We start from the raw sequence: 20,591 nt of genomic DNA, 5'->3' as shown, positions 1-20,591 counted from the left end.
ATGTGCGACTGAACAAGAGCACGGACATCGCCCTCCGTATCGCCATGCGGCTTGCGGTGACCGCCCCCGACGAGGCACCCACCACCCGGGAGGTGGCGGAGGCCATGGCGGTGCCGTACACCCATGCCGCCAAGGTGGTCAGCCGCCTTCAGCACCTGGGAGTGGTAGAGGCCCGCCGGGGCCGGGGCGGCGGACTGAGCCTGACCCCCGCCGGGCGCACCGGTTCGCTGGGCCACCTGGTCCGGGAGCTGGAGGGCGTCGGCGATGTGGTCGGCTGCGAGGACGACCCGCCCTGCCCGCTGCGGGCCGCCTGCCGGCTGCGCGGTGCGCTGCGCAGTGCCCAGGAGGCGTTCTTCGCCGCCCTCGACCCGCTGTCCGTCGGCGACCTGGTGGAGTCGCCCACCGGGCCGGTGCTGCTCAGCCTGGGAAGCCGCTGACCGACATGGCCGCCCGATGAGGGCGGCTTTTCCATGGCCAATTTTTTATGGCCGAAAATACGCATCCGGGATGCATATTAAGGAGATCGCCGATGCTGTCCGAGAAGTCCGCCGAGCTGGTCCGCGCCACCCTGCCCGCCGTCGGCGGGGCCATCGGCGAGATCACCTCGCTCTTCTACGACAAGCTTTTCCAGGCCCATCCCGAGCTGGAGCGGGACCTGTTCAACCGGGGTAACCAGGCCACCGGCAGCCAGCAGCAGGCCCTGGCCGGGGCGGTCGCCGCCTTCGCGGTGATGCTGGTCGAGCACCCGGACCGGCGTCCCGACGCGATGCTCTCCCGGATCGCCCATAAGCACGCCTCGCTGGGCATCGTCCCCGAGCAGTACCCGATCGTCCACCAGCACCTGTTCGCCGCCATCGCCGAGGTGCTGGGCGAGGCGGTCACCCCCGAGGTGGCCGCCGCCTGGGACGAGGTCTACTGGCTGCTGGCCAACGCGCTGATCGCCATCGAGGCCCGGCTCCACCAGGAGGCCGGGGCCACGCCGGGCGAGGTCTTCGCCCCCTACGAGGTGATCGGGCGCCGGGCCGAGACCGCCGAGGTGGCCACCTTCCTGGTGCGGCCGGTGGACGGCCGCCCGCTGCCCGCCGGGCGCCCGGGGCAGTATGTGTCGGTGCAGGTCGCCATGGCCGACGGGGCCCGGCAGATCCGCCAGTACAGCCTCTCCGGAAACCCGGGGAACGCCCTGCAGTTCTCGGTGAAGCGGGTCACCGGCGACCCGGCCGGTGAGGTGTCCGGCCATCTGCACGACCACACCGCGGTCGGGGACATCCTCCAGGTGAGCCACCCCTTCGGCGATGTGACCCTGGACGGCGGCGACTCCCCGGTGCTGCTGGCCTCCGCGGGCATCGGCTGCACCCCCATGATCGGCATGCTCTCCCACCTGGCCGAGACCGGCTCCGGGCGCCGGGTGATCACGGTGCACGCCGACCGCAGCGAGGCCGACCACGCCTTCCGGGCCGAGCTGGAGCAGCTCACCGCGAAGCTGGCCGACGCCGAGGCGCACATCTGGTACGAGCGTCCCGAGGGCGAGTGGCCCGCCGAGCGCACCGGCCTGGCCGACCTCTCGCGGATCGCCATACCGGAGGGCACCGTCGCCTACCTCTGCGGCCCGCTGCCCTTCCTGCGCGCGGCCCGTACCCAGCTGCTGGCCGCGGGGGTGGCCCCGGCCGATGTGCACTACGAGGTCTTCGGCCCCGACCTCTGGCTGGGCTCGGACTCCTGAGGATGCGGATGACCGGCCGGGCCCGCCAGCAGCGTGCCCGGCTCGGCGGCGGCCACCTCCACGGCCCCGGTCTTGGGGCTGCGCCGCTCCAGCCCGGCCACCCAGGAGGCCAGCCAGGACAGCAGCATGCACATGCCGATGTAGATGGGGGCGATCACCATCACCACCGGGATGAACGGCAGGTCGTAGTCCAGATTCCCGGCGATCAGCTTGCCCGCGTGCAGAAACTCCTCATAGGTGATCAGAAAGCCCAGTGAGGTGTCCTTGAGCGCCACCACCAGCTGGCTGATGATGGCCGGCAGCATGGCCCGTACCGCCTGCGGGACCAGCACATGGGTCATCACCTGGGTCTTGCGCATACCCAGCGCATAGGCCGCCTCCCGCTGGCCGCGGTCCACGGAGTCCACTCCGGTGCGGAAAACCTCGGCCAGCACCGAGCCGTTGTACAGCGTCAGCCCGGTGACCAGGGCGGTCAGCGGCTGTGCCTTGAGGGCCACAAACACAAAGAAGATCATCACCAGCACCGGCATGGCCCGGAAGAACTCCACCAGCACGGTGGCCGTCCAGCGCACCGGGCGGTGGTCGGACAGCCGCCCGCAGGCCAGCACGGTGCCCAGGGCCAGGGCCAGCACCGCGGCGAAGGCGAAGGCCTTGAGGGTGTTGCCCAGGCCGCGCAGCAGCAGCTCCTGGATGCCGGTGTATTCGAAGGGCGTCCACTTGGCGGCGGTGAACTGCCCGGTGGCGAACAGCAGATGGACGGCCCAGCCGAGCAGCGCCAGGATGGCGGCCCCGGCCGCCAGGGAGTAGAGCAGCTGCCGGCGGCGGGCCCGCGGGCCGGGGATGTCATAGAGCGCGGTGCTCACCGGGCCACCCCATAGCGGCTCTCCAGCACATTGAAAATGCCGCTGATGGCCAGGGTGATCACCAGATAGCCCACCGCGATCCAGACAAAGCTCCAGATGGCGCTGTAGCCCAGCTCCCCCAGGGACTTATAGGTGCCGAGCAGTTCGGTGACGCTGAACGACCCGGCGATCGCGGAGTTCTTGGCCAGGGCGATCAGGGTGGAGCCAATGGGCGGGATCACCGAACGGAACGCCTGCGGCAGCACAATGGCACCCAGCGTCTGGCCGAAGGTCATGCCCAGGCTGCGGGCCGCCTCGCCCTGGCCGGTGGGCACCGTATTGATGCCGGAGCGGATCGCCTCACAGATGAAGGCCGAGGTGTAGCAGCCCAGAGCCAGCACCGCGAACAGCTGGAAGGGCAGCACCAGGCCGAACCGGGGCAGTCCCAGCAGCACCGCGAAGAACAGCAGCGTCAAAGGGGTGTTGCGCAGCACCATCACCCAGGCGGTGCCGAAGGCCCGCAGCGGGGCCACCGGGGCGACCCGGAAGGAGGCCATCACCAGTCCCAGCGCCAGCGCCAACGCGCTGGAGAAGACGGTGAGTTCGACGGTGCCCAGGAAACCCTCGGCATAGAGCGGGAAGTTGTCGGTCAGTACATTCACGGTGCGGTGCTCCCGGTGCCATAGCGATCGACGGCGGGCGGGCGGGGGGCGGGCACCCCGGACAGGCCCAGGGTGGCGTCATAGGCCTTCTTCCAGTCGCCGTCGCGTTCATGGGTCTCGATGGCGTCGTCCAGGGCCAGGCGCAGCGCGGTGTCGGCGCGCGGTACACCGATGCCATAGGGCTCCTTGGAGAACGGCCGGCCCACCACCTTCAGTTCGTCGGGGGCCTTGGCGGCGAAGCCCAGCAGGATGGTGTCGTCGGTGGTGACGGCGGCCACCTGGAGGCTGAGCAGGTTGTCCACGCAGATCGAGTAGGTGTCATAGGCCACCGCCTGGGCCTTGGGGTAGTCGCGCCGGATGCGCATCAGCGGGGTGGAGCCGGTGGCCGAGCAGACCCGTTTGCCGGCCAGGTCCGCCGGGCCGTTGATGCCCTGCTCGTTCTTGCGCACCAGCAGCGACTGCCCGGCCAGGTAGTAGGGGCCGGCGAAGCCGACCTGCCGCTTGCGCAGATCGTTGATGGTGTAGGTGCCCACGTAGTAGTCGATCTGGCCGTTCTGCAGGGCGGTTTCGCGGTTGGCGGAGGCAATGGTGGTAAAGACCACGGTCTTTGGGTCGAAGCCCAGGGAGGCGGCCATCATCCTGGCGATCTCGATGTCGAAGCCGGAGTAGGTGCCGGTGGCGGGGTCCTTCTCACCCAGGTAGGGCTGGTCCTCCTTGGCGCCGACCACCAGATGGCCGCGGGCCCGGGCCCGGCGCCAGGTGGGCGAGGCGGTGAGGTCCACCCCGGTGGCCACCCGGTAGACCGGGAGGCTGCCCGGCCTGGGGCCCTTGACCGGGGGGCTGCCCGGTTTGCCGCAGGCGCCGCCGAGCAGGGCCAGGACGGTCAGGGCGAGGGCGGTGAGGCGGCGTCTCATCTGAAGTACGCTCCCCGCTCAGTGCTTGAGGATCTTGGAGAGGAAGTCCCTGGCCCGCTCGCTCTCGGGGGCGGTGAAGAACTCCTCCGGGGAGCGGTCCTCCACGATCCGGCCGTCGGCCATGAACACCACGCGGTTGGCGGCGGAGCGGGCGAAGCCCATCTCATGGGTGACCACCACCATGGTCATGCCGTCCCGGGCGAGTTGCCGCATCACCTCCAGCACCTCATTGATCATCTCCGGGTCCAGGGCCGAGGTGGGCTCGTCGAACAGCAGCGCCTGGGGGTCCATGGCCAGCGCCCGGGCGATGGCCACCCGCTGCTGCTGGCCGCCGGAGAGCTGCGCCGGATATTTCTCCGCATGCGCCAGCAGCCCCACCCGTTCCAGGAGTTCACGGGAGCGCCGGTCGGCCTCCTCCCGGCCGCGGCCGCGCACCTTGATCTGGGCGAGGGAGACATTGGCCAGCACGGTCTTATGGGCGAAGAGGTTGAAGGACTGGAAGACCATGCCCACTTCGGCCCGCAGCCTGGCCAGTTCCCGGCCCTCCTCGGGCAGCGGCCGCCCGGCCAGGGTGATGGTGCCGGAATCCACCGGCTCCAGACGGTTGATGGTGCGGCACAGAGTTGACTTCCCGGAACCGGAGGGCCCGATGACCACCACCACCTCACCCCGGCCGACGGTGAGGCTGATGTCCTTGAGCACATGTACGGGGCCGTAGTGCTTGTTGACGTCCCGCAGTTCGATCAGTGGCTCCACGGCCATGCTCAGTCCCACTCACTCTCGGCGTCCGCCCTCTCGCGGCCGGAGCAAACTATCCGTCCTATTACGGGACTTCACCGGTGACACGCCTGGAAGAGGGATAAATCGCCATTTGCTCCAGGCCGTTCCTAGGTACACAGACCGAGCCTGGGTACCTAGCCTGTGAGAACAGGTCAGGGGGACATCGGGGAAGGGGGCCCTGGGTGGGCGACGGCAGGCCCGTATATCTGCGCATCGCGGACGACCTGCGGCGGCGTATCGACGAGGGCTCGCTGGCGGTGGGCGCCCGCATCCCCTCGCGCTCCGAGCTCAAACGGGCCTATGCGGCCAGCGACCAGACCGTGGACCGGGCGGTACGGGTGCTCAAGGCCGCCGGATACGCGGAGGGCCAGTTCGGGCGCGGGGTGTTTGTCACCGACCGGGCGCCCCTGGGCACCCTGTTGCGCTCCACCGGCGCGGTGGACTCCCCCTTCGCCGCCGAGATCCTGGCCTACCAGCCCTGGGAACGGCCGGCCTTCCCCCGGGAGACGGTGCTGACCTGGGAGGCGTCCTCCGGCGAGACGCCCGCCCCGGAGCCGGTGGCCCGCCGGCTGGGCATCGCACCGGGCGAGCCGGTGCTGCGTACCGAGTACGAGTACCTGGCCGACCGGCATCCGGTGCAGCTGGCCACCAGCTGGGAGCCGCTGTCGGTCACCGAGGGCACCGATGTCTGCCACCCGGAGCGCGGACCGTATGCCCGGCGCGGGGTGCGTGGCCGCCTGGCGGCCATCGGCATCCGGGTGGTACGGGCCCGGGAGCTGGTCGGCTCCCGGCCGGCCACCACCCCGGAGGCGGAGGCCCTGGGCTGCGCGGCGGGCCAGTGCGTCACGGTGGTCGAACGCACCCACTTCGATGGCGCCGACCGGGCGGTGGAGACCTCGGACATCGTGGTCCGGGCCGACCGCTGGCGCCTGGAGTACACCATTCCCTTTACCGGTTGAGCATCCGGCCCCGGTGCGCCCCGCCGTCCCGGGTCAGCTCTCGGCGATCTCCGCATACAGCTGGGACAGCTGTGGCGCACCGTCCTCCGCCCACTGGTGGCCGGCCGCCGCCACATCGAGCTCCCGCCCATTGGCCAGGCGGACAAACGGCTGCCCGTCCGGCCACAGTTGCCAGGCCGCGCCCGCCACCCGCCGGACCACCACCGTGCCCAGATAGAGACCGGCGTCATTGCCGAGCCAGGACTGCAGTTCCTCGTCCTCCCGCCAGCGCGGCTGCAACTGGTCCAGCGCCTCAAGGGACGACGGCGAGTCATCGAGCACCACCCCGACCGACTCCGCCTGCGCACGCAGCAGTTCGCACTCAGAGAGCAGCCCCGCCAGTCCCTGCGCGTCCCGGTCGCCGGTGCCGCCACCCGCCCCGGGCGCCGCCGAGCCATGCCGCCTGCGCCAGCCGTCCAAAAAGGGAATGTTCATACCGGCAAGGATCGCACTCACGCGGATGGCCCCACCACCGGCGCGCGGCGGAGTATCCGCAGAGCGGCCTCCTTGACGTTGCCCGGATGTCTCCCTACCTTCATCCCGCCACTGTCCGAGCGGCGAACGCGGGAGGCCTGACCGGCATGCTCAAGGCACTGACGCAGGGGGCGAAACGGCACAGACGGTGGCCCGTCAAGGCGGTGATCGCGGCGCTCGGCGCCTGCGCATGCGCCCTGGCGAACGCCCCCGCGCTCGCCGCTTCCGGTGAACTCCGGCCAGAGCCGCTCCCTTTGGAGCGGCTCTTCGACAATACGGCGGTCAGCGATGACGCCCGCCCGGCCGCCGCGGACTTCGACGGGGCGGGCGGCTCCTTCTCCGCCCAGGACCTCAAAGCCGCCGGCTGGACCCCCGGCCGGGCGCTGCGCCTGGACGGCACCACACTGCGCTGGCCGCGCACCGGCGGCGGACGGCCGGACAATGTACGGGCCGCCGGGCAGCCGGTGCGGCTGACCGGGCGCGGTACGGCGCTGACCTTCCTGGTGGCGGGCAGCGGCAAGGCGACCGGCGGCGAGGGGACGGTGCGCTACCGGGACGGCTCCCACAGCGGCTACCGGCTGACCGCGCCCGACTGGCGGCACGGCACCCCGGCCACCAGGGCGGTGGCCCTCCCCCACCTCAACTCCCCTGCCGGGCAACGCCGGCAGACCGTACGGCTGTATGCGGTGACGGTGCCGCTGGCCCCCGGCCGGGACACCGAATCGGTGGTGCTGCCCCGCGCCCTTGGCCTCCACCTCTTCGCCCTGGGCCTGCGCGCCCCCACCGAGGGATGGACCGGCAGCTGGTCGGCGCCCGTCTCCGGCTACACCACGGTGGGCCCCTGGCGGGACCGTACCCTGCGGCTGGTGGTGCACAGCAGCACCGGCGGGCCACGGACCCGGATCCGGCTGGAGAACACCTTCGCCGGGCATCCGGTGCGGATCGGGCGGGCCACGGTGGCCCTGCAGGGCCGGGGCGCGGCGGCGGACGGACGTCCCAGGGCACTGGCCTTCGGCGGCCGTAGCCAGACCGAACTGGCCGCCGGCGCCCAGCAGTTGAGCGACCCGGTGGGGCTGCGGGTGCCGCCGGACACCAATCTGCTGGTGAGCCTGTATCTTCCCGGCACGGTAAGGGAATTGCCGCTGCACAGTTACACCACCGGCCAGCGCTCGTATCTCACCGCGGACGGCGGCGGCGACCGCACCGGCGACAGCACGGCCGGTGCCTTCACCGGCAACCTGTCCACCTGGCCGCTGCTGACCGGGGTGGATGTGGCCGGCGGGGCCGGGTCGGTGGTGGCCCTGGGCGACTCCATCACCGACGGCGAACGCTCCACCCCGGAGGCCAATGTGCGCTGGCCGGACCTGCTGGCCCGGCGGCTGCGCGAGCAGAACGCCCAGGATGGGGTACCGGAGCTGGGCGTGCTCAACAGCGGCATCTCCGGCAACCAGGTGGTGGCCGACCGCTACCCCGGCGAGGGGACCGGCGGCTCGCTCGCCGGAGTGAGCGCCGGACACCGGCTGGAGCGGGACGTACTGGCCCAGACCTCGGCCCGGAGCGTGATCGTCTTCGAGGGCGTCAATGACATCCGGACCTCCACCACCGCCGCCCAGGTGATCGCCGGACTGCACGCCATCGCGGAACGGGCGCATGCCCGGGGCCTGCGGGTGATCCTGGCGACCATCGCGCCCTGCGGGGGCTTCCATGACTGCACCCGGCAGGCCGAGGAAAAGCGGCTGGCGATCAACCGGGACATCCGGGCCCACAGCGGTGCCTGGGACGCGGTCTTCGACTTCGACGCCGCCATCCGTGACCCGGAACGGCCGGACCGGATGCTGCCGCGCTATGACGGCGGGGACCATCTGCATCCCAATGACGCGGGGATGCGGATGTTCACGGAGGCGGTCGATCCGCGGGAGCTGGTTTAGCGGGGTGCGGCGTTGCCCTGCCCCGCGCCCCCGAGGGGGCGCGGGGAGCCGCATGGCCGGCCCGCGGCCGACAGCCGTCGGACCGGCGAGTTGTTGCGGTCAGGACGTTGGTGATGTGAGTTGTCGGCAGATCAGCCGGTGAGCGAGTTGCGCCGTCGCGAGCAGGTCCTCGCGAGCCGTATCGACGTTGGATCGCGCTGACAATCCGTGCCAGACACATTGGATGAGCCCGGTCAGGACCGCCGCGTTGGTGCCCGCGGCCAGTTCCCCGTCCTTGATCGCTCGTTCGATGCGCACCAGGAGGGCCTGCTCGTTCGAGCTGTGCAACTCGGCGACATAGGCGCTGGTGTCGAGCGTGCTCGTGCTGTCGGTCATCACGGCGCTGCTGATGAGACATCCGGGGTGTGTGTCGCTTGGCTGGGTGAACTCGTGGACCGAGTCGATGAGGATGCGTTCGATGACCGTCCGGATGTCCTTCTCGGCGACAGCCTGCTGGTAGATCTCGCGGTAACGCTCGGCGTAGGTCCGCACCGCTTCCTCGAACAGTCCGGCCTTGCTGCCGAAGGCGGCGTAGAGGCTGGAGGTGGAAAGCCCGAGGGTGGCGGCCAGGGTGCGGGTCGAGGTGCCGGAGTAGCCGCGTCGCCAGAAGAGGCGAGCGGCATCAAGGACCGCACGGTCGCGGTCGAAGGCTCGGGGGCGTCCACGGCTGCGTTCGATCACGCTTGCATTGTAGATCGTTCGCTCCATAATAGATTTATGGAGCGAACGATTCAGAAAAAGCTGTCGGTCGGCGGGGACAGCTGGGTCACGGTTGATGTGTACGGGGAGCCGGATGCTCCGGGCCTCGTCGTCGTCCCGGGCGTCATGAGCGATGCGCATACGTGGCGCCATGTGGCGGGCGCCATCGACGCTTGGCCCTCGGTGGTAGTCGTGAACCGTCGCGGCCGCGCCCCCTCGGGACCGTTGACCGACCCGTACTCGCTGCGGACAGAGGTTGAGGACCTCGGCGTGGTCCTTGACGAGTTCGACAGCACAAGGGCTCTCTTCGGCTGGAGCTACGGCGGCCTGATCACCTTGCTGACCGCCAACGATCGCCCGATTCACCAGGTGATCGCCTATGAGCCGGTGATGCAGCCGTTCGGACGCCATGCATTGCCGGACCTGAAGACGGCAGCGGAGACGGCGGACTGGGATCGCTGCGTCGAGATCGTCAATCGCCGGATCTCCGGCTTCTCCGCAGCATATGTCGAGAACCTTCGGGCCGATCCTGACAGTTGGGCGATACTACGTCGCTTGAGCGAACCGCTGTACGCCGAACTCGGCGCGCTCAACGCGACACCGCCTCCGGATCTGATGGCACAGCAGGCAGCTCAAGTCGACCTGATCATCGGCCGGCGCAATCGCGGAACGGCCCCCTACGGAACGTCGTTCGACCATGTGCGGCAGCACATTGCTCACGCCGGAGTCCACGAACTTCCCGGCCAGGGCCACCTGGCTCACCTTCAGGCGCCGGCGGAGCTTGGCCGCCTGCTCAACGACCTCGCCGCCATCTGATGGGCACCCAGGCCAACGCGCCGCACTCCGATGAGGGCCGCAGGCAACTTGTCGAGCGATGCATCTCACGTCCCCTTGGCCTGCACGACCGGTCCTCCACCCCCCACCGTCAACCCACAGCAAACACCGGGCGAAGGCCACACCGGGCCCACTGCGAGCCGGCGCACCGTACCCGGCACCTCGCCCATCTCGGTCCGAGCAGACGACGATGCACCGACCCCGACGGACACACCACGCGGAAACCACGCACAACTCCGCGATCGACGGGCATGCCCGTCTCGCCTACACCGAGCCCTTGCCGGATGAGAGAGCCCCGACGGCGATTGCATTCCTGCACCGAGCCAGGGCGGCTCGGCTCGACAGGTCAACCGGCATCGGCGGACCACGGCGTCGCCGGCAAAACCGTTCGCCCCGCATTGTCGGTGTGGGCAGAATCAGTCGGTGCACATGCCTCCGCTGCTGGCCGCCGTTGAGCGCGGCGACGACCGTACGGTGTTCGACCTCCTGGACGAGGTACCGGAAGACGAGCTCACCGGCGACGACGGCGTCACCCTGCTGGCCGCCGCCGCCTACGCCGGCCGCCACGAGGTCGTCTCGCGGCTTGTCGAGGACGGCGTCGATGTGACCCGCCCCTGGGCGGCCGGCCTCGATCCGGTGACGTGGGCGGCCGAGCGTGGCGCGTACTGGGTGCTGAACTCCCTGTTGATCCGGAGCGGAGACCCGTTGAGCGCAGACAGCCCACACCGCCGGGCCCTGCGCGTGGCCCAGGCCGCGATCGACTCCGAGGCCGCATGGGTTCCCGGGCCGCCGCCCGCTCACCGGGCGATCGTCAGCCGTCTGGAGGCCGCTCTCGGCATCCACCGCTCGCCGGACGAGCTGATGGCCCGTGCTCTGGTCCACGCCCGGCCCGACCACGACGACTGGTTCGAGTCGCTCCACCAGCTGGGATGCCGCGTTGGTACTGACCAAGAGCTCTTCCAATGGGCGTGTGCGGTCGCCGGCGATCCGTCCTCGCTCGCCCGCAGGCGCTTCGGGCTCGAGGCACTCAAGTTCCTGGGCTTCGGAATGACCCGCCGACCGACCAGGAGTTGGCGGGAGAGCCCGTCGAGGAGTTGCCGTTCACCCAGGAGGCGGCCGAGTTCCTGCGCCCGTTGCTGAACACCGAGCAGGACCCTCACGCCCTGCGCACGGTCATCGCCGCCTTCACCTCTTACTGCTCCGCCGAGGAGGTCCGGGCCATCCTGGTCCATGCCGACCACACCGACCCCGGGGTCCGCCACTGTGTTGCCTCGGGACTCGCCTCCTACTACCGCTTTGTCACGGCCGACCACCCGGACGTCGTGGCGACCCTCCTCCGTCTGGCCGAGGATCCGCTGCCCGAGACTCGGGTGACTGCGCTGTACGCGTTCACCAGGTCGCCCATCGACGCGCCCGAACTGCGCGGCGTACTGGCGGCCCACCTCGCTGACCAGCACCTCGACGCCAGGATCGAAGCTGCTGCCGCACTGGCCCTGCGCGACGACGAGCGCGGCCTGTCCGCGCTCGACGAAATCCGCTGCGGTATCAAGAACCACCGCAGCCCTGGCGCGGGACGGCTCAACGACATCAACCACTTGTTGCGCGCCTGAACCTTGGAGCCGCTCAGCCGTCGGAACGCGTGCGCGGCCGGGGCGCGTTTCTGGCCGTGGCTCCAGCCGGACAGGGGCCGGTTCGGGCCGGCTGGTGGCTCGTCACGCCGGCGGCGACGCGGACCTGGGCGTGCTTGTACGGGGAGAAGTTGTCCGGCACCACGTCCAGTTTTCTCCCCAGGCCAGCGGGCGCGCAGGGCCTTGAGGAGGCCGAGGAACTCCCGCCACCGCTTGCGCGGCCGGATGCGGTAGTACAGCTTGCCGGTGGCCAGATCAAGGGCAGCGAGCATGTGCCGCACGCCGCCGTAGCGGTCCCAGGTGGCCCGCAGCCGACGCGGACGCCTCACCGGCCCGCACGCCTTGCCCTTGCGAGGCATGAGGTTCAGCGGTCCGAACTCGTCGGCGCATATCACCCGTCCGTCGGCGGGCGGGGTGTTGTACAGCGCCAGGACGCGGTGCATCTTGGCGATGAACTGCGGGTCGGTGGGGACTGCGGGTCGGTGGATGCCTTCCACGTGTGGTGGTCTTCCAGGACACTTTGCCGGCGCGCAGGGTCCGGCGCAGTGTCTCCCGGCTGATGGCCGCCGTCACCTTCTGCTTGCCGAGGTGGTCGGCGAGCTTGCTCGGCTCCACCTCCAAGGTCAGGTCTTCGAGACCTGAAGGTCCACGACAACCGGCGCATGATCCGACGCGCCCTTGCCCTTGCGCTCCTCACGGTCCACATAGGCGTCCTTGACCGCGCCCGCGAAGGGGGCGTTGCCATAGACCAGATCGATCCGCATGCCCCTGTTCTTGGGGAAGCAGAGCTGGCGGTAGTCCCAGTAGGTGTAGGGACGGTCGTACTTCAGGGGGCGGGGCAGAACGTCCGACAGGCCCGCGTCCCGCAGCGCGGCCAGCGCGGCGCGCTCGGCGGGCGTGACATGGGTGGCGCCCTCGAAGACGGCGGGATCGAAGACATCCTCGTCGGTGGGGGCGATATTGAAGTCGCCCAGCACCGCGAAGGGGCGCTCCCCGGCCGCGTCCGGCACCACCGCGTTGCGCAGGGCCTCCAGCCAGTGCAGCTTGTAGCCGTAGTGGTCGTGGCCGACCTCACGGCCGTTGGGCACATACACCGACCACAGCCGCACCCCGCCGCAGTCCGCGGAGATGGCCCGGGGCTCCTGCACCCCCTCGTACTCCGGGCCGCCGGGCAGCCCGGTGACCACATTCTCCAGCCCGACCCGGGAGACCAGCGCCACGCCGTTCCACCGGCCGGTGGCGTTGACGGCGGACTCATAGCCCAGCTCGCGCAGCTCACCGGCGGGGAACTGCTCGGCGGTGCACTTGGTCTCCTGTATGCACAGCACATCCGTGCCGCTGCCCTCCAGCCAGGCCAGCAGCCGGGGCAGGCGGGCGGTGATCGAGTTCACATTCCAGGTGGCGATGCGCATGACCGCCACCCTAACGGTGGGGTCGGACAGTCACAGTTCCATGCCGTCCCCGGGGGCCAGCCGCAGGTGCTCCGCTCCGGAGGTGCCGCCCGGTCCGTCCGGGCCCAGCATCCGGTCGTACACCGGCCGGGCCAGGTCGCTCAGCAGCCCGTCATGGATGTCGATGGCCCGCCGGGGCTTCAACTCCCGTACATAGTCGATGACTTCGGAGACCTTGTTCCAGGGGGCCATCACCGGCACCAGCAGGGTGTCCACCGGCTGCCCCGGCACGGTCAGCGCGTCACCGGGGTGGAACAGCGAACCGTCCACCAGGTAACCGACATTGGTGATCCTCGGCAGGTCCGGATGAATCACGGCGTGCAGTTGACCGTGCACCTGGACGTCGAATCCGGCGGCGGTGAAGGTGTCGCCCTCGCCGACGATATGCACCCGGCCCGGGAAGGCCGCCGAGATCTGCTCGGCGACGCTGCGCAGGGTCCACAGTTCGGCGGCCGGATTGACCTCCAGCGCGGCCCGCAGCCGGTCCTCGCTGAAGTGATCCGGGTGCTCATGGGTGACGAGGATGGCGTCGGCGCCCACGGCGGCGTCCGCCTCGCTGAAGGCACCCGGGTCGATGACCAGGGTGCGGCCGTCCTTGCGCAGGCGGACACAGGCGTGGCTGTGCTTGGTCAGCTTCATGGTTCCCATCCTGCTACGCCTGCGGCCCGGGCGCCGTGCCGTACCCCGCGGCCTCCTCGGCGACCACCCGCCGCACGATGGCGAACGCCGCCGAGGCGGCGGGCAGTCCGCAGTACGGGGCGGTGTGCCGCAGCGTCTCCGCTATCTCCGCCGCCGTGGCCCCGGCACGCAGCGCGGCCCGGGTGTACGGGGCCAGCTCGGCGAGGTGCCCGCCGGCGGTCAGCGCGGTGAGGGTGAGCAGGGCGCGGGTGCGGAGGTCCAGGCCGGGGCGGGCCCAGGTCTCGCCCCAGGCGGTACGGGTGACGAACTCCTCGAAGTCCTCGAACTCCGCGCCGAACACGTCCGGCTCCGCCTGCCCGCCCGGTTCCGTCCGCCCGCCCGGTTCCGTCCGCCCGCCCGGTTCCGTCCGCCCGCCCGCCTGCGCCTGCCCGTTCGCCTCCGCGGCCTCGCCGAGCAGCTCGCGGCGCAGCCGGGCGCCCCGGGCGAGGGCGTCCTCGGCCGCGGGGCCTGCACCGGGTGCGGGCGGGGCGTATGTCGGGGCCAGACCCGGCAGCTGGGCCGCGGAACCGTCGCCGTACGGCGGCTGACCGGCGGGGCCCGCCACCGCTTCCGGCAGCGAACCGTAGGCGGGCAGCACGGCGGTGGGCGCGGCCGCGTCATCCCCGGCCGCGCCCGCCGCGCTCTGCTCCGCCACCACGGGCGGCGGTCCGAACACACCGGGCGGCGCGGCCACTCCCCCGGCCCGTGGCCAGCCGGCACCCGGCTCCCCGCCACCATCGACGCCCACCGCTCGACTCGCCCCCGGCGACTCCCCACCGGCAACCCCGGGACCGGCCACCGGCGCGCCGGAAGCGCCCGGCACCGCGTGTCCGGCGGCGCCCCAGGGGGCCGGCGCGTCGGCAGACGCCGCCGACGAAGCGCCACCGGTGGGCCCCATGGGCACAAATGCCGCACCGGCGACCCCCGGCCCGCCCATCGGCACCCCGGAAGCCCCGGGCATGCCCTGCCCAAGAGATCCCATAGGCCCCATGCCCAAGGAGCCAGACGGCTCCCCCGCCGCCCCAGGCGGATGCACCTCACCGGAGCCGCCAACCCCGCTCGCCTGCACACCGGCACCACCAGGCGCCCCATGCCCAACAGGCCCCGGCGAGCCCGACGGCACAGACGCACCGGGCCCGCCCCCTTGCGCCGCAGGGACACCGGGCACCCCATGCCCAACAGACGCCATCGAACCCGATGACTCCCCCAGTCCCACGGATGCACCCGCCCCAGCCGCAGGCGCCCCACCGGCAGCACCCGGCCCGGTCACCGGTGCATCAGGCGCCCCGTGCCCAACAGCTCCCGCCGGACCCGGCGGGGTGGGCGAAGCGCCGGCGGCCGGGACCGTGGCGGCAGGCATGCCATGCGCGGGCGGCGCCGCAGGCCCATCCGGCCCGCTCGGATGGCCACCGGGCATCCCGGGGCCCGCCGGTGGCGGGTTCTGCAGGGACGGCGGGACGGCGGCCGGCGGCTTGGGGGTGCCGGGGCGGGGCCCGGGCAAGGGCTGCTGCTGCCAGGCGGTGGTGAAGTGGCGGACCAGCAGGTCGGTAACGGCGGCGGGCTGCTCCACCGGCGCCAGGTGCCGGGTGTTGGGCACCACGGCCAGCCGCGAATCGGGCACGCCCGCCACCAGCACCCGGGCATCAGCGGGCGGGGTGACCTGGTCCTCGGCGCCCACCAGGACCAGCGTGGGTACCTGGATGCGGTCCAGCCCGGACCGTATGTCGAAGTCGGCCAGCGCCTCGCAGGCGGCGGCATAGCTCGGCATATCGGTGGTACGGACCATCTGGACGGCCCAGTCCACTATGGCCGGCTGGGCGCCCGCGAAGGCGGGAGTGAACCAGCGCTCGGGGGCCGAGCGGGCGGCCGGGTCCAGGCCGTGCGAGCGGGTCTCGGAGGAGCGGACGCCCCAGCTCTCGGCCGTGCCAAAGCGGGCGGAGGAGCCGACCAGCGCCAGTGAGGCGAGCCGCTCCGGGCGGCGCAGCGCCAGGTCGGCGCCGATCGCACCGCCGATGCAGCAGCCCGCGTAGCCGAAGCGGTCGATGCCCAGCGCGTCCAGGGTGGCGGCCAGCCGGTCGGCCAGTTCCCCGACGGTCGCCGCGGGCCGGGCGGGCGCTCCCCCATGACCGGGCAGGTCGTAGCGCAGCACGCGCCAGTGCCGGGTCAGTTCCGGAATCTGGCGATCCCACATATGCCATGTGGTACCCAGCGCAGGCCCCAGGACCAGGACCGGGGCGTCTTCTGGCCCGTCAGAGCGGTATTGCAGGGTCTTCGCCGGTGTCTCACTCACCCGCCAGACCCTCTCATCTGTCACGGACGCCCCTATATCGGGGGGTCGGTAGACACCGTCCTGACCAGGTTGAAGACCTCGCGGGCGGCATATCGCTTGAGGCATCGGATGATCTCACGACGGGTTTTGCCCTCCTGGGTGCGGCGTTCGTAGTACGCCTGGGTGCGCGGGTCGTGGCGCAGCCGGGTGAACACGATGCGGTGCAGAGCGGCGTTCGCCTGCCGGTCGCCGCCGCGGTTGAGCCGGTGCGAGCTCCGGCCGCCCGAGGAGTACTCGATGGGGCTGACTCCGCACAGAGCGGCGAAAGACGCCTCGGTGCTCAGCCGCTCAGGGTTGTCGCCCATGGTGATCAGGAGTGTGACAGCGGAGTCCGGGCCGATACCCACCGGCGCGAGCAGCTGCGGGGCATGGCGTTCAACGAGCCCGGCCAGTCGCTGATTCAGCTCGTCGATCTGCCCGGTGAGCTGCTCGATACGCTGGGCCAGCATGCTCAGGGCCACGAAGGTGGCGTCAGTTACGTCCTCGTCTCCCCCGCCGGCCTCGCCCTCGCACGGGCCAAGGCGTGCGCAGGTGCGGAACAGTTCGCGGTTGCCCAGGCCGGACAGCCGTTCCCGCAGGGCTGGATCGGTTATGACCAAGACGGACTTGAGCTGGTTGATCGCCTGGGTGCGGGCCTTGACCGCGGAGTCCTTGGCGAGTTTGAACATCCGAGCACTCTGCACCGGGCCATCGCCGGATTTCGCCCGCGCCCGGGCACGACCGCTGAGCACGGCCCGCGCGGCGGCCTGCGCGTCGAGCGGGTCCGACTTCCCGAGCAGACGGCGGGCCGAGCGGTCGGGCCGGTTCACCTCGAACACCGCGACATGCTGCGCCAGCAGGTAGCGGGACAAGCCCGCGCCGAAGGTACCGGTACCCTCTACTCCCGCCCGGCGCACCATACCCAACGCACGGGCCCAGGCGAGCAGCTGACGGTAGCCGGCCGCCGTGGCCGGAAAGGACCTGGTGCCCAGGATCCGGCCCAGCGGGGAAACCACTGCGGCGACATGAACCTCGCCGTGCGTGTCCACGCCCAGGACGGCCTCGCCCCGAGCGGGCGGGCCCTTGCTGGTGGAAGAGGTACTGCGCTGTCCGGTCGTCATGGTGCTCCGCCTCCCGCGTGGTGATGTGCTGGGTGGCTGACACCTGCCCGGCCGGGCGGTCTGAACCGTGATGACGCCTGAAAGACGGCAAGGCCCCTATGGGGACACACCCTGTGGCTGGTGACAGCGGACGCCATCCCGCAACGGCAGTCGACATGCCTGTGACAAGACACTTCGGTCAAAGAAGTCATGAGTCAGACCCGTCCGGAACGGTGCTACGCAACCGTCCCACCGCCCCGGCACAACCGCATGACCCGACCGCTCCCGGGCGGCTTTGTCCGAACCGGTACTGAACCTGCTCCGGACAGGAGCACGATGAGTTGACTCCCTGTCCACCCATGACCGGCATTGAATGCGCCGGTCTCCTGGTAAGACCGGTGGCCGACGCTTTTGGGCCGCCGTCCCGGAGTCCACGGCACGGTCACACGGCCCCGCCGTCCTCGACCGGATAGGGCACGAAGGTGCTGCTGTTCTGGTCGATGAGCAGCTCACGCCCCAGTGGTGGCACGGCTCGCTGGGGGCAGCCGAGGCGTTCGCAGACCCGGCAGCCCATGCCGATCGGGGTCGCGGCGGAGGGACTGGCGAGGTCGAGGCCGTCGGAGTAGACGAGGCGATGGGCATGGCGGATCTCGCAGCCGAGGCCGATGGCATAGGTCCTGCCGGGTTCGCCCCAGCCGCCGCGATGCCGGGTGACCGCACGGGCGGTCCACAAGTAGCGCTGCCCGTCGGGCATTTCGGCGATCTGGACGTGGATGCGGCCGGGGGCGGCGAATGCCTCGTAGACGTTCCACAGCGGGCAGGTGCCACCGGCCCGGGAGAAGGGAAAGCCGGTGGCGGACTGGCGTTTGGAGAGGTTCCCGGCCCGGTCGACGCGGACGAAGGAGAACGGCACGCCGCGCAGCCGGGGGCGTTGCAGGGTGCTCAGCCGGTGGCAGACGGTCTCATAGCCGAGGCCATAGTGGTCGGTGAGGCGTTCGATGTCGTAGCGCGCTTCCTCGGCGGCCGTGTGGAACGCGGTGTACGGCAGGATCAGCGCGGCGGCGAAGTAGTTGGCGATGCCGATGCGGGCCAGTGCATGGGCGGGTGAGCCGGGCTCGAAGTCCTCGGCGGCCAGCCGGTCGAGGTCGTCGGTGTGTTCCAGCAGGGCCAGTTGGGTCGCCATGCGGAACGCTCGCCGACCGGGGCGCAGCCGCGGGGAGAGGTGGAGGGTGCGGCTTGCCTCGTCGTAGCGGTGCAGGCGCTCGCCCGGCTCGGCGGCGAGACGGATGCCATGGGCCTGGGCGAGTCTCGTGGTGAGGGCCCTGGTCACCTCGCCCGGCCGGATGCCGATATCCGCGGCCAGTTGCTCGGCAGCGAGATCGCTGTGGTGTAGGTAGTTCTGGCGGCGGTAGAAGAAGTCGCGGATCTCCTCATGGGGTGAGAACGCGGTTTCCCGGTGGCCGTCCCGGCCGTCCGCCGCTCCGGCCAGGCGCTCGGACAGCCGCTGGTTGCGGTGGCCGAGGTCCAGCAGGACCTGGGCGACGGCCGGCATCCGCGCGGCGAGGTCGGCCAGGTCGGCGGGGCTGACCCGGGCCTCGGCAAGCTCCCCGGCCAGTGCTTCGCGCAGGTCCGCGACCAGCCGGGTGGTGTCGCGCTCGGAGAAGAATCCCGGGTCGATACCGAACGCCTCGGTCAGCCGCAGCAGTACGGGCACGGTCAGCGGCCGGGAGTCGTGCTCCATCTGGTTCAGATAGCTCGGTGAGATGCCCAGCACGCGGGCGAGTTCGGCCTGGCTCATCCGGCGGTCCGCGCGCAGCCGCCGCAGCCGTGCCCCCGCGTAGGTCTTGCTCACCGGTCAACTCCTTCGCACGGGGGTCCGATCCGACAGCGTACTTGGACACCTCGCCGAGACCTTCGCAAGGTTGGCAAAGGGCAGCGGGAAGATTCGCAGAAGTTGGCATTGATCCAAGGTTGTTGGCACTCAGTGCCGGTGCCAGAGTCATGGTGCGGCCCGCCGGACACCGGCCGGCACAGACCACGGAACCGGGGTCCGATCTCTGCCCTGACATCGGAGATCCCGGCAACTTCGGTCCGTACCGGCAGCATTGCTCAGCTTCGCCCGTCCAGGATGACGGCGGGCCGCACTCAGCGATACGACACGCAGTGCCACCACTGTTCATTCGGAATGGTGGGGTTGGCAGCCAGTACGGAACCGAGGAGACGGTGACAGTCATGGCAGAGGCGAGGACGCAGGCGGCCGGGGAACTCGCGCGGCGCTGGGCCACCGAGCCGCGGTGGCAGGGCATCGAGCGCACCTACAGCGCCGAGGATGTGGTGCGGCTCTCCGGCAGCGTCCGTGAGGAGCACACCCTGGCCCGGCGCGGCGCCGAGCGCCTGTGGCGGCAGTTGCACGAGCGGGACTACATCCACGCGCTGGGCGCGCTGACCGGCGGCCAGGCCGTGCAGCAGGTGAAGGCGGGGCTCCAGGCCGTCTATCTGTCCGGCTGGCAGGTCGCGGCCGACGCCAACCAGGCCGGGCACACCTACCCCGACCAGAGTCTGTATCCCGCCAACTCCGTTCCCCAGGTGGTCCGTCGGATCAACAACGCGCTGCTGCGCGCCGACCAGATCGCCACCGCCGAGGACGCCGGGGACACCACCGACTGGCTGGCGCCGATCGTCGCCGATGCCGAGGCGGGCTTCGGCGGCCCGCTGAACGCGTTTGAGCTGACCAAGGCGATGATCGCGGCGGGCGCGGCCGGCATCCACTACGAGGACCAGCTCGCCTCGGAGAAGAAGTGCGGGCACCTCGGCGGCAAGGTTCTGGTGCCGACCTCCCAGCACATCCGCACCCTGAACGCGGCCCGCCTCGCCGCCGACATCGCCGATGTGCCCACCGTCATCATCGCCCGCACCGACGCCCTCGCCGCCAACCTGCTGACCAGCGATGTCGATGAGCGCGACGCCGAGTTCACCACCGGCGAGCGTACGGCGGAAGGCTTCTACCGCGTGCGCAACGGAATGGCGCCGGTCATCGCCCGTGGTCTGGCCTACGCTCCGTACGCCGACCTGATCTGGGTCGAGACCGGCACCCCCGACCTCGCGCAGGCCCGTGAGTTCGCCGAGGCCATCCACGCGCGGTACCCCGACCAGATGCTCGCCTACAACTGCTCGCCCTCCTTCAACTGGAAGGCCGCGCTGGACGATGACCAGATCGCCAAGTTCCAGCGCGAGCTGGGCGCGATGGGCTACCGGTTCCAGTTCATCACGCTGGCCGGTTTCCACTCCCTGAACCACGGCATGTTCGACCTCGCCCGCGGCTACGCCGAGCACGGCATGACCGCCTATGTCGACCTCCAGGAAAGGGAGTTCGCCGCCCAGGCACACGGCTTCACCGCGGTCAGGCACCAGCGCGAGGTCGGCACCGGCTACTTCGACCTGGTGTCCACCGCCGTCAACCCCGCCTCCTCCACCACCGCCCTGTCCGGATCCACGGAGGAAGAGCAGTTCCACTAGGCCGGACGCCCTGTGCCCGG

At 70.9% G+C, this 20,591-nt stretch carries 18 protein-coding genes and 3 pseudogenes; 9 read left to right on the top strand and 12 right to left on the bottom strand.

Features of this window, described 5'->3' with window-relative positions; all coding sequences use genetic code 11:
- The first annotated feature begins 2 nt into the window (after positions 1–2).
- On the top strand, positions 3–437 hold the full coding sequence (locus CV755_RS13145; protein WP_109280395.1) for an RrF2 family transcriptional regulator: 435 nt from the start codon (positions 3–5) through the stop codon (positions 435–437).
- 92 nt (positions 438–529) lie between these two features.
- Entirely contained in the window at positions 530–1,720 is a 1,191-nt protein-coding gene (locus CV755_RS13140) for a globin domain-containing protein (protein ID WP_109280394.1), read from the top strand.
- Here CV755_RS13140 and CV755_RS13135 read toward each other — a convergent pair.
- From CV755_RS13135 to CV755_RS13120, 4 genes are read right to left on the bottom strand one after another with little or no spacing between them, the layout of a single operon-like run.
- Positions 1,675–2,583, bottom strand: a complete 909-nt coding sequence (locus CV755_RS13135; protein WP_109280393.1) for an amino acid ABC transporter permease — start codon at positions 2,581–2,583, stop codon at positions 1,675–1,677. The two genes, CV755_RS13140 and CV755_RS13135, sit on opposite strands and share 46 nt — an antisense overlap.
- Entirely contained in the window at positions 2,580–3,224 is a 645-nt protein-coding gene (locus CV755_RS13130) for an amino acid ABC transporter permease (protein ID WP_109280392.1), read from the bottom strand. Before CV755_RS13130 ends, CV755_RS13135 begins: the two co-directional genes overlap by 4 nt.
- Positions 3,221–4,138: a glutamate ABC transporter substrate-binding protein gene (locus tag CV755_RS13125; protein ID WP_109280391.1), complete on the bottom strand. Its 918-nt coding sequence runs from the start codon at positions 4,136–4,138 to the stop codon at positions 3,221–3,223. Before CV755_RS13125 ends, CV755_RS13130 begins: the two co-directional genes overlap by 4 nt.
- An 18-nt stretch (positions 4,139–4,156) precedes the next feature.
- A complete protein-coding gene (locus tag CV755_RS13120; protein WP_109280390.1) occupies positions 4,157–4,900 on the bottom strand; it encodes an amino acid ABC transporter ATP-binding protein in 744 nt (247 codons plus the stop codon).
- Between the two features lie 200 nt (positions 4,901–5,100).
- Here CV755_RS13120 and CV755_RS13115 point away from each other — a divergent pair, with 200 nt between their 5' ends.
- Complete coding sequence (locus CV755_RS13115) at positions 5,101–5,877, top strand: GntR family transcriptional regulator (protein WP_109280389.1); 777 nt, start codon at positions 5,101–5,103, stop codon at positions 5,875–5,877.
- 33 nt (positions 5,878–5,910) lie between these two features.
- Here the strand turns inward: CV755_RS13115 and CV755_RS13110 are convergent, their stop codons facing one another.
- Positions 5,911–6,351, bottom strand: a complete 441-nt coding sequence (locus CV755_RS13110) for a DUF6278 family protein (protein WP_109280388.1) — start codon at positions 6,349–6,351, stop codon at positions 5,911–5,913.
- A gap of 146 nt (positions 6,352–6,497) precedes the next feature.
- On the opposite strand from CV755_RS13110, the gene CV755_RS13105 reads away from it, so the two are divergent.
- Entirely contained in the window at positions 6,498–8,318 is a 1,821-nt protein-coding gene (locus tag CV755_RS13105) for an SGNH/GDSL hydrolase family protein (RefSeq protein ID WP_109280387.1), read from the top strand.
- Positions 8,319–8,417: 99 nt separating this feature from the next.
- Here the strand turns inward: CV755_RS13105 and CV755_RS13100 are convergent, their stop codons facing one another.
- The gene (locus CV755_RS13100) at positions 8,418–9,038 is read right to left on the bottom strand and encodes a TetR/AcrR family transcriptional regulator (protein WP_109280386.1); all 621 of its coding nucleotides are present in this window, start codon (positions 9,036–9,038) and stop codon (positions 8,418–8,420) included.
- Positions 9,039–9,074: 36 nt separating this feature from the next.
- On the opposite strand from CV755_RS13100, the gene CV755_RS13095 reads away from it, so the two are divergent.
- From CV755_RS13095 to CV755_RS13080, 4 genes and pseudogenes are all read left to right on the top strand, one after another.
- Complete coding sequence (locus CV755_RS13095) at positions 9,075–9,872, top strand: alpha/beta fold hydrolase (RefSeq protein WP_109280385.1); 798 nt, start codon at positions 9,075–9,077, stop codon at positions 9,870–9,872.
- Positions 9,872–10,218: pseudogene (locus tag CV755_RS37175) on the top strand (hypothetical protein); the annotation flags it as partial. The gene CV755_RS13095 and the pseudogene CV755_RS37175, both read left to right, overlap by 1 nt.
- Before the next feature lie 101 nt (positions 10,219–10,319).
- Entirely contained in the window at positions 10,320–11,030 is a 711-nt protein-coding gene (locus tag CV755_RS34655) for an ankyrin repeat domain-containing protein (protein ID WP_338323652.1), read from the top strand.
- The gene (locus tag CV755_RS13080) at positions 10,985–11,500 is read left to right on the top strand and encodes a HEAT repeat domain-containing protein (RefSeq protein ID WP_109280383.1); all 516 of its coding nucleotides are present in this window, start codon (positions 10,985–10,987) and stop codon (positions 11,498–11,500) included. The genes CV755_RS34655 and CV755_RS13080 overlap by 46 nt, the downstream gene beginning before the upstream one ends.
- A 641-nt stretch (positions 11,501–12,141) precedes the next feature.
- Here CV755_RS13080 and CV755_RS13075 read toward each other — a convergent pair.
- The 6 genes and pseudogenes from CV755_RS13075 to CV755_RS13050 form a co-directional block, all read right to left on the bottom strand.
- Positions 12,142–12,930, bottom strand: a complete 789-nt coding sequence (locus CV755_RS13075) for an exodeoxyribonuclease III (RefSeq protein ID WP_109280424.1) — start codon at positions 12,928–12,930, stop codon at positions 12,142–12,144.
- A 30-nt stretch (positions 12,931–12,960) separates the two neighbouring features.
- Positions 12,961–13,608, bottom strand: a complete 648-nt coding sequence (locus CV755_RS13070) for an MBL fold metallo-hydrolase (RefSeq protein WP_109280382.1) — start codon at positions 13,606–13,608, stop codon at positions 12,961–12,963.
- Positions 13,609–13,621: 13 nt separating this feature from the next.
- Positions 13,622–13,915: pseudogene (locus CV755_RS36930) on the bottom strand (carboxymuconolactone decarboxylase family protein); the annotation flags it as partial.
- Between the two features lie 1,098 nt (positions 13,916–15,013).
- Positions 15,014–15,937, bottom strand: a pseudogene (locus CV755_RS36925) (alpha/beta fold hydrolase); the annotation flags it as partial.
- Between the two features lie 32 nt (positions 15,938–15,969).
- Positions 15,970–17,076, bottom strand: a complete 1,107-nt coding sequence (locus CV755_RS13055; RefSeq protein WP_241561178.1) for an IS110 family RNA-guided transposase — start codon at positions 17,074–17,076, stop codon at positions 15,970–15,972.
- 421 nt (positions 17,077–17,497) lie between these two features.
- Positions 17,498–18,907: a short-chain fatty acyl-CoA regulator family protein gene (locus tag CV755_RS13050; protein WP_109280381.1), complete on the bottom strand. Its 1,410-nt coding sequence runs from the start codon at positions 18,905–18,907 to the stop codon at positions 17,498–17,500.
- A gap of 380 nt (positions 18,908–19,287) precedes the next feature.
- On the opposite strand from CV755_RS13050, the gene aceA reads away from it, so the two are divergent.
- The gene (aceA, locus tag CV755_RS13045; RefSeq protein ID WP_109280380.1) at positions 19,288–20,571 is read left to right on the top strand and encodes an isocitrate lyase; all 1,284 of its coding nucleotides are present in this window, start codon (positions 19,288–19,290) and stop codon (positions 20,569–20,571) included.
- Positions 20,572–20,591: the final 20 nt, after the last annotated feature.

Origin of the sequence: Streptomyces orinoci (assembly GCF_003121295.1) — a bacterium.
Classification (GTDB): Bacteria; Actinomycetota; Actinomycetes; order Streptomycetales; family Streptomycetaceae; genus Streptomyces; species Streptomyces orinoci.
Note: the sequence above shows the minus strand (reverse complement) of the source record. Positions and strands in the feature narration are given on the sequence as shown.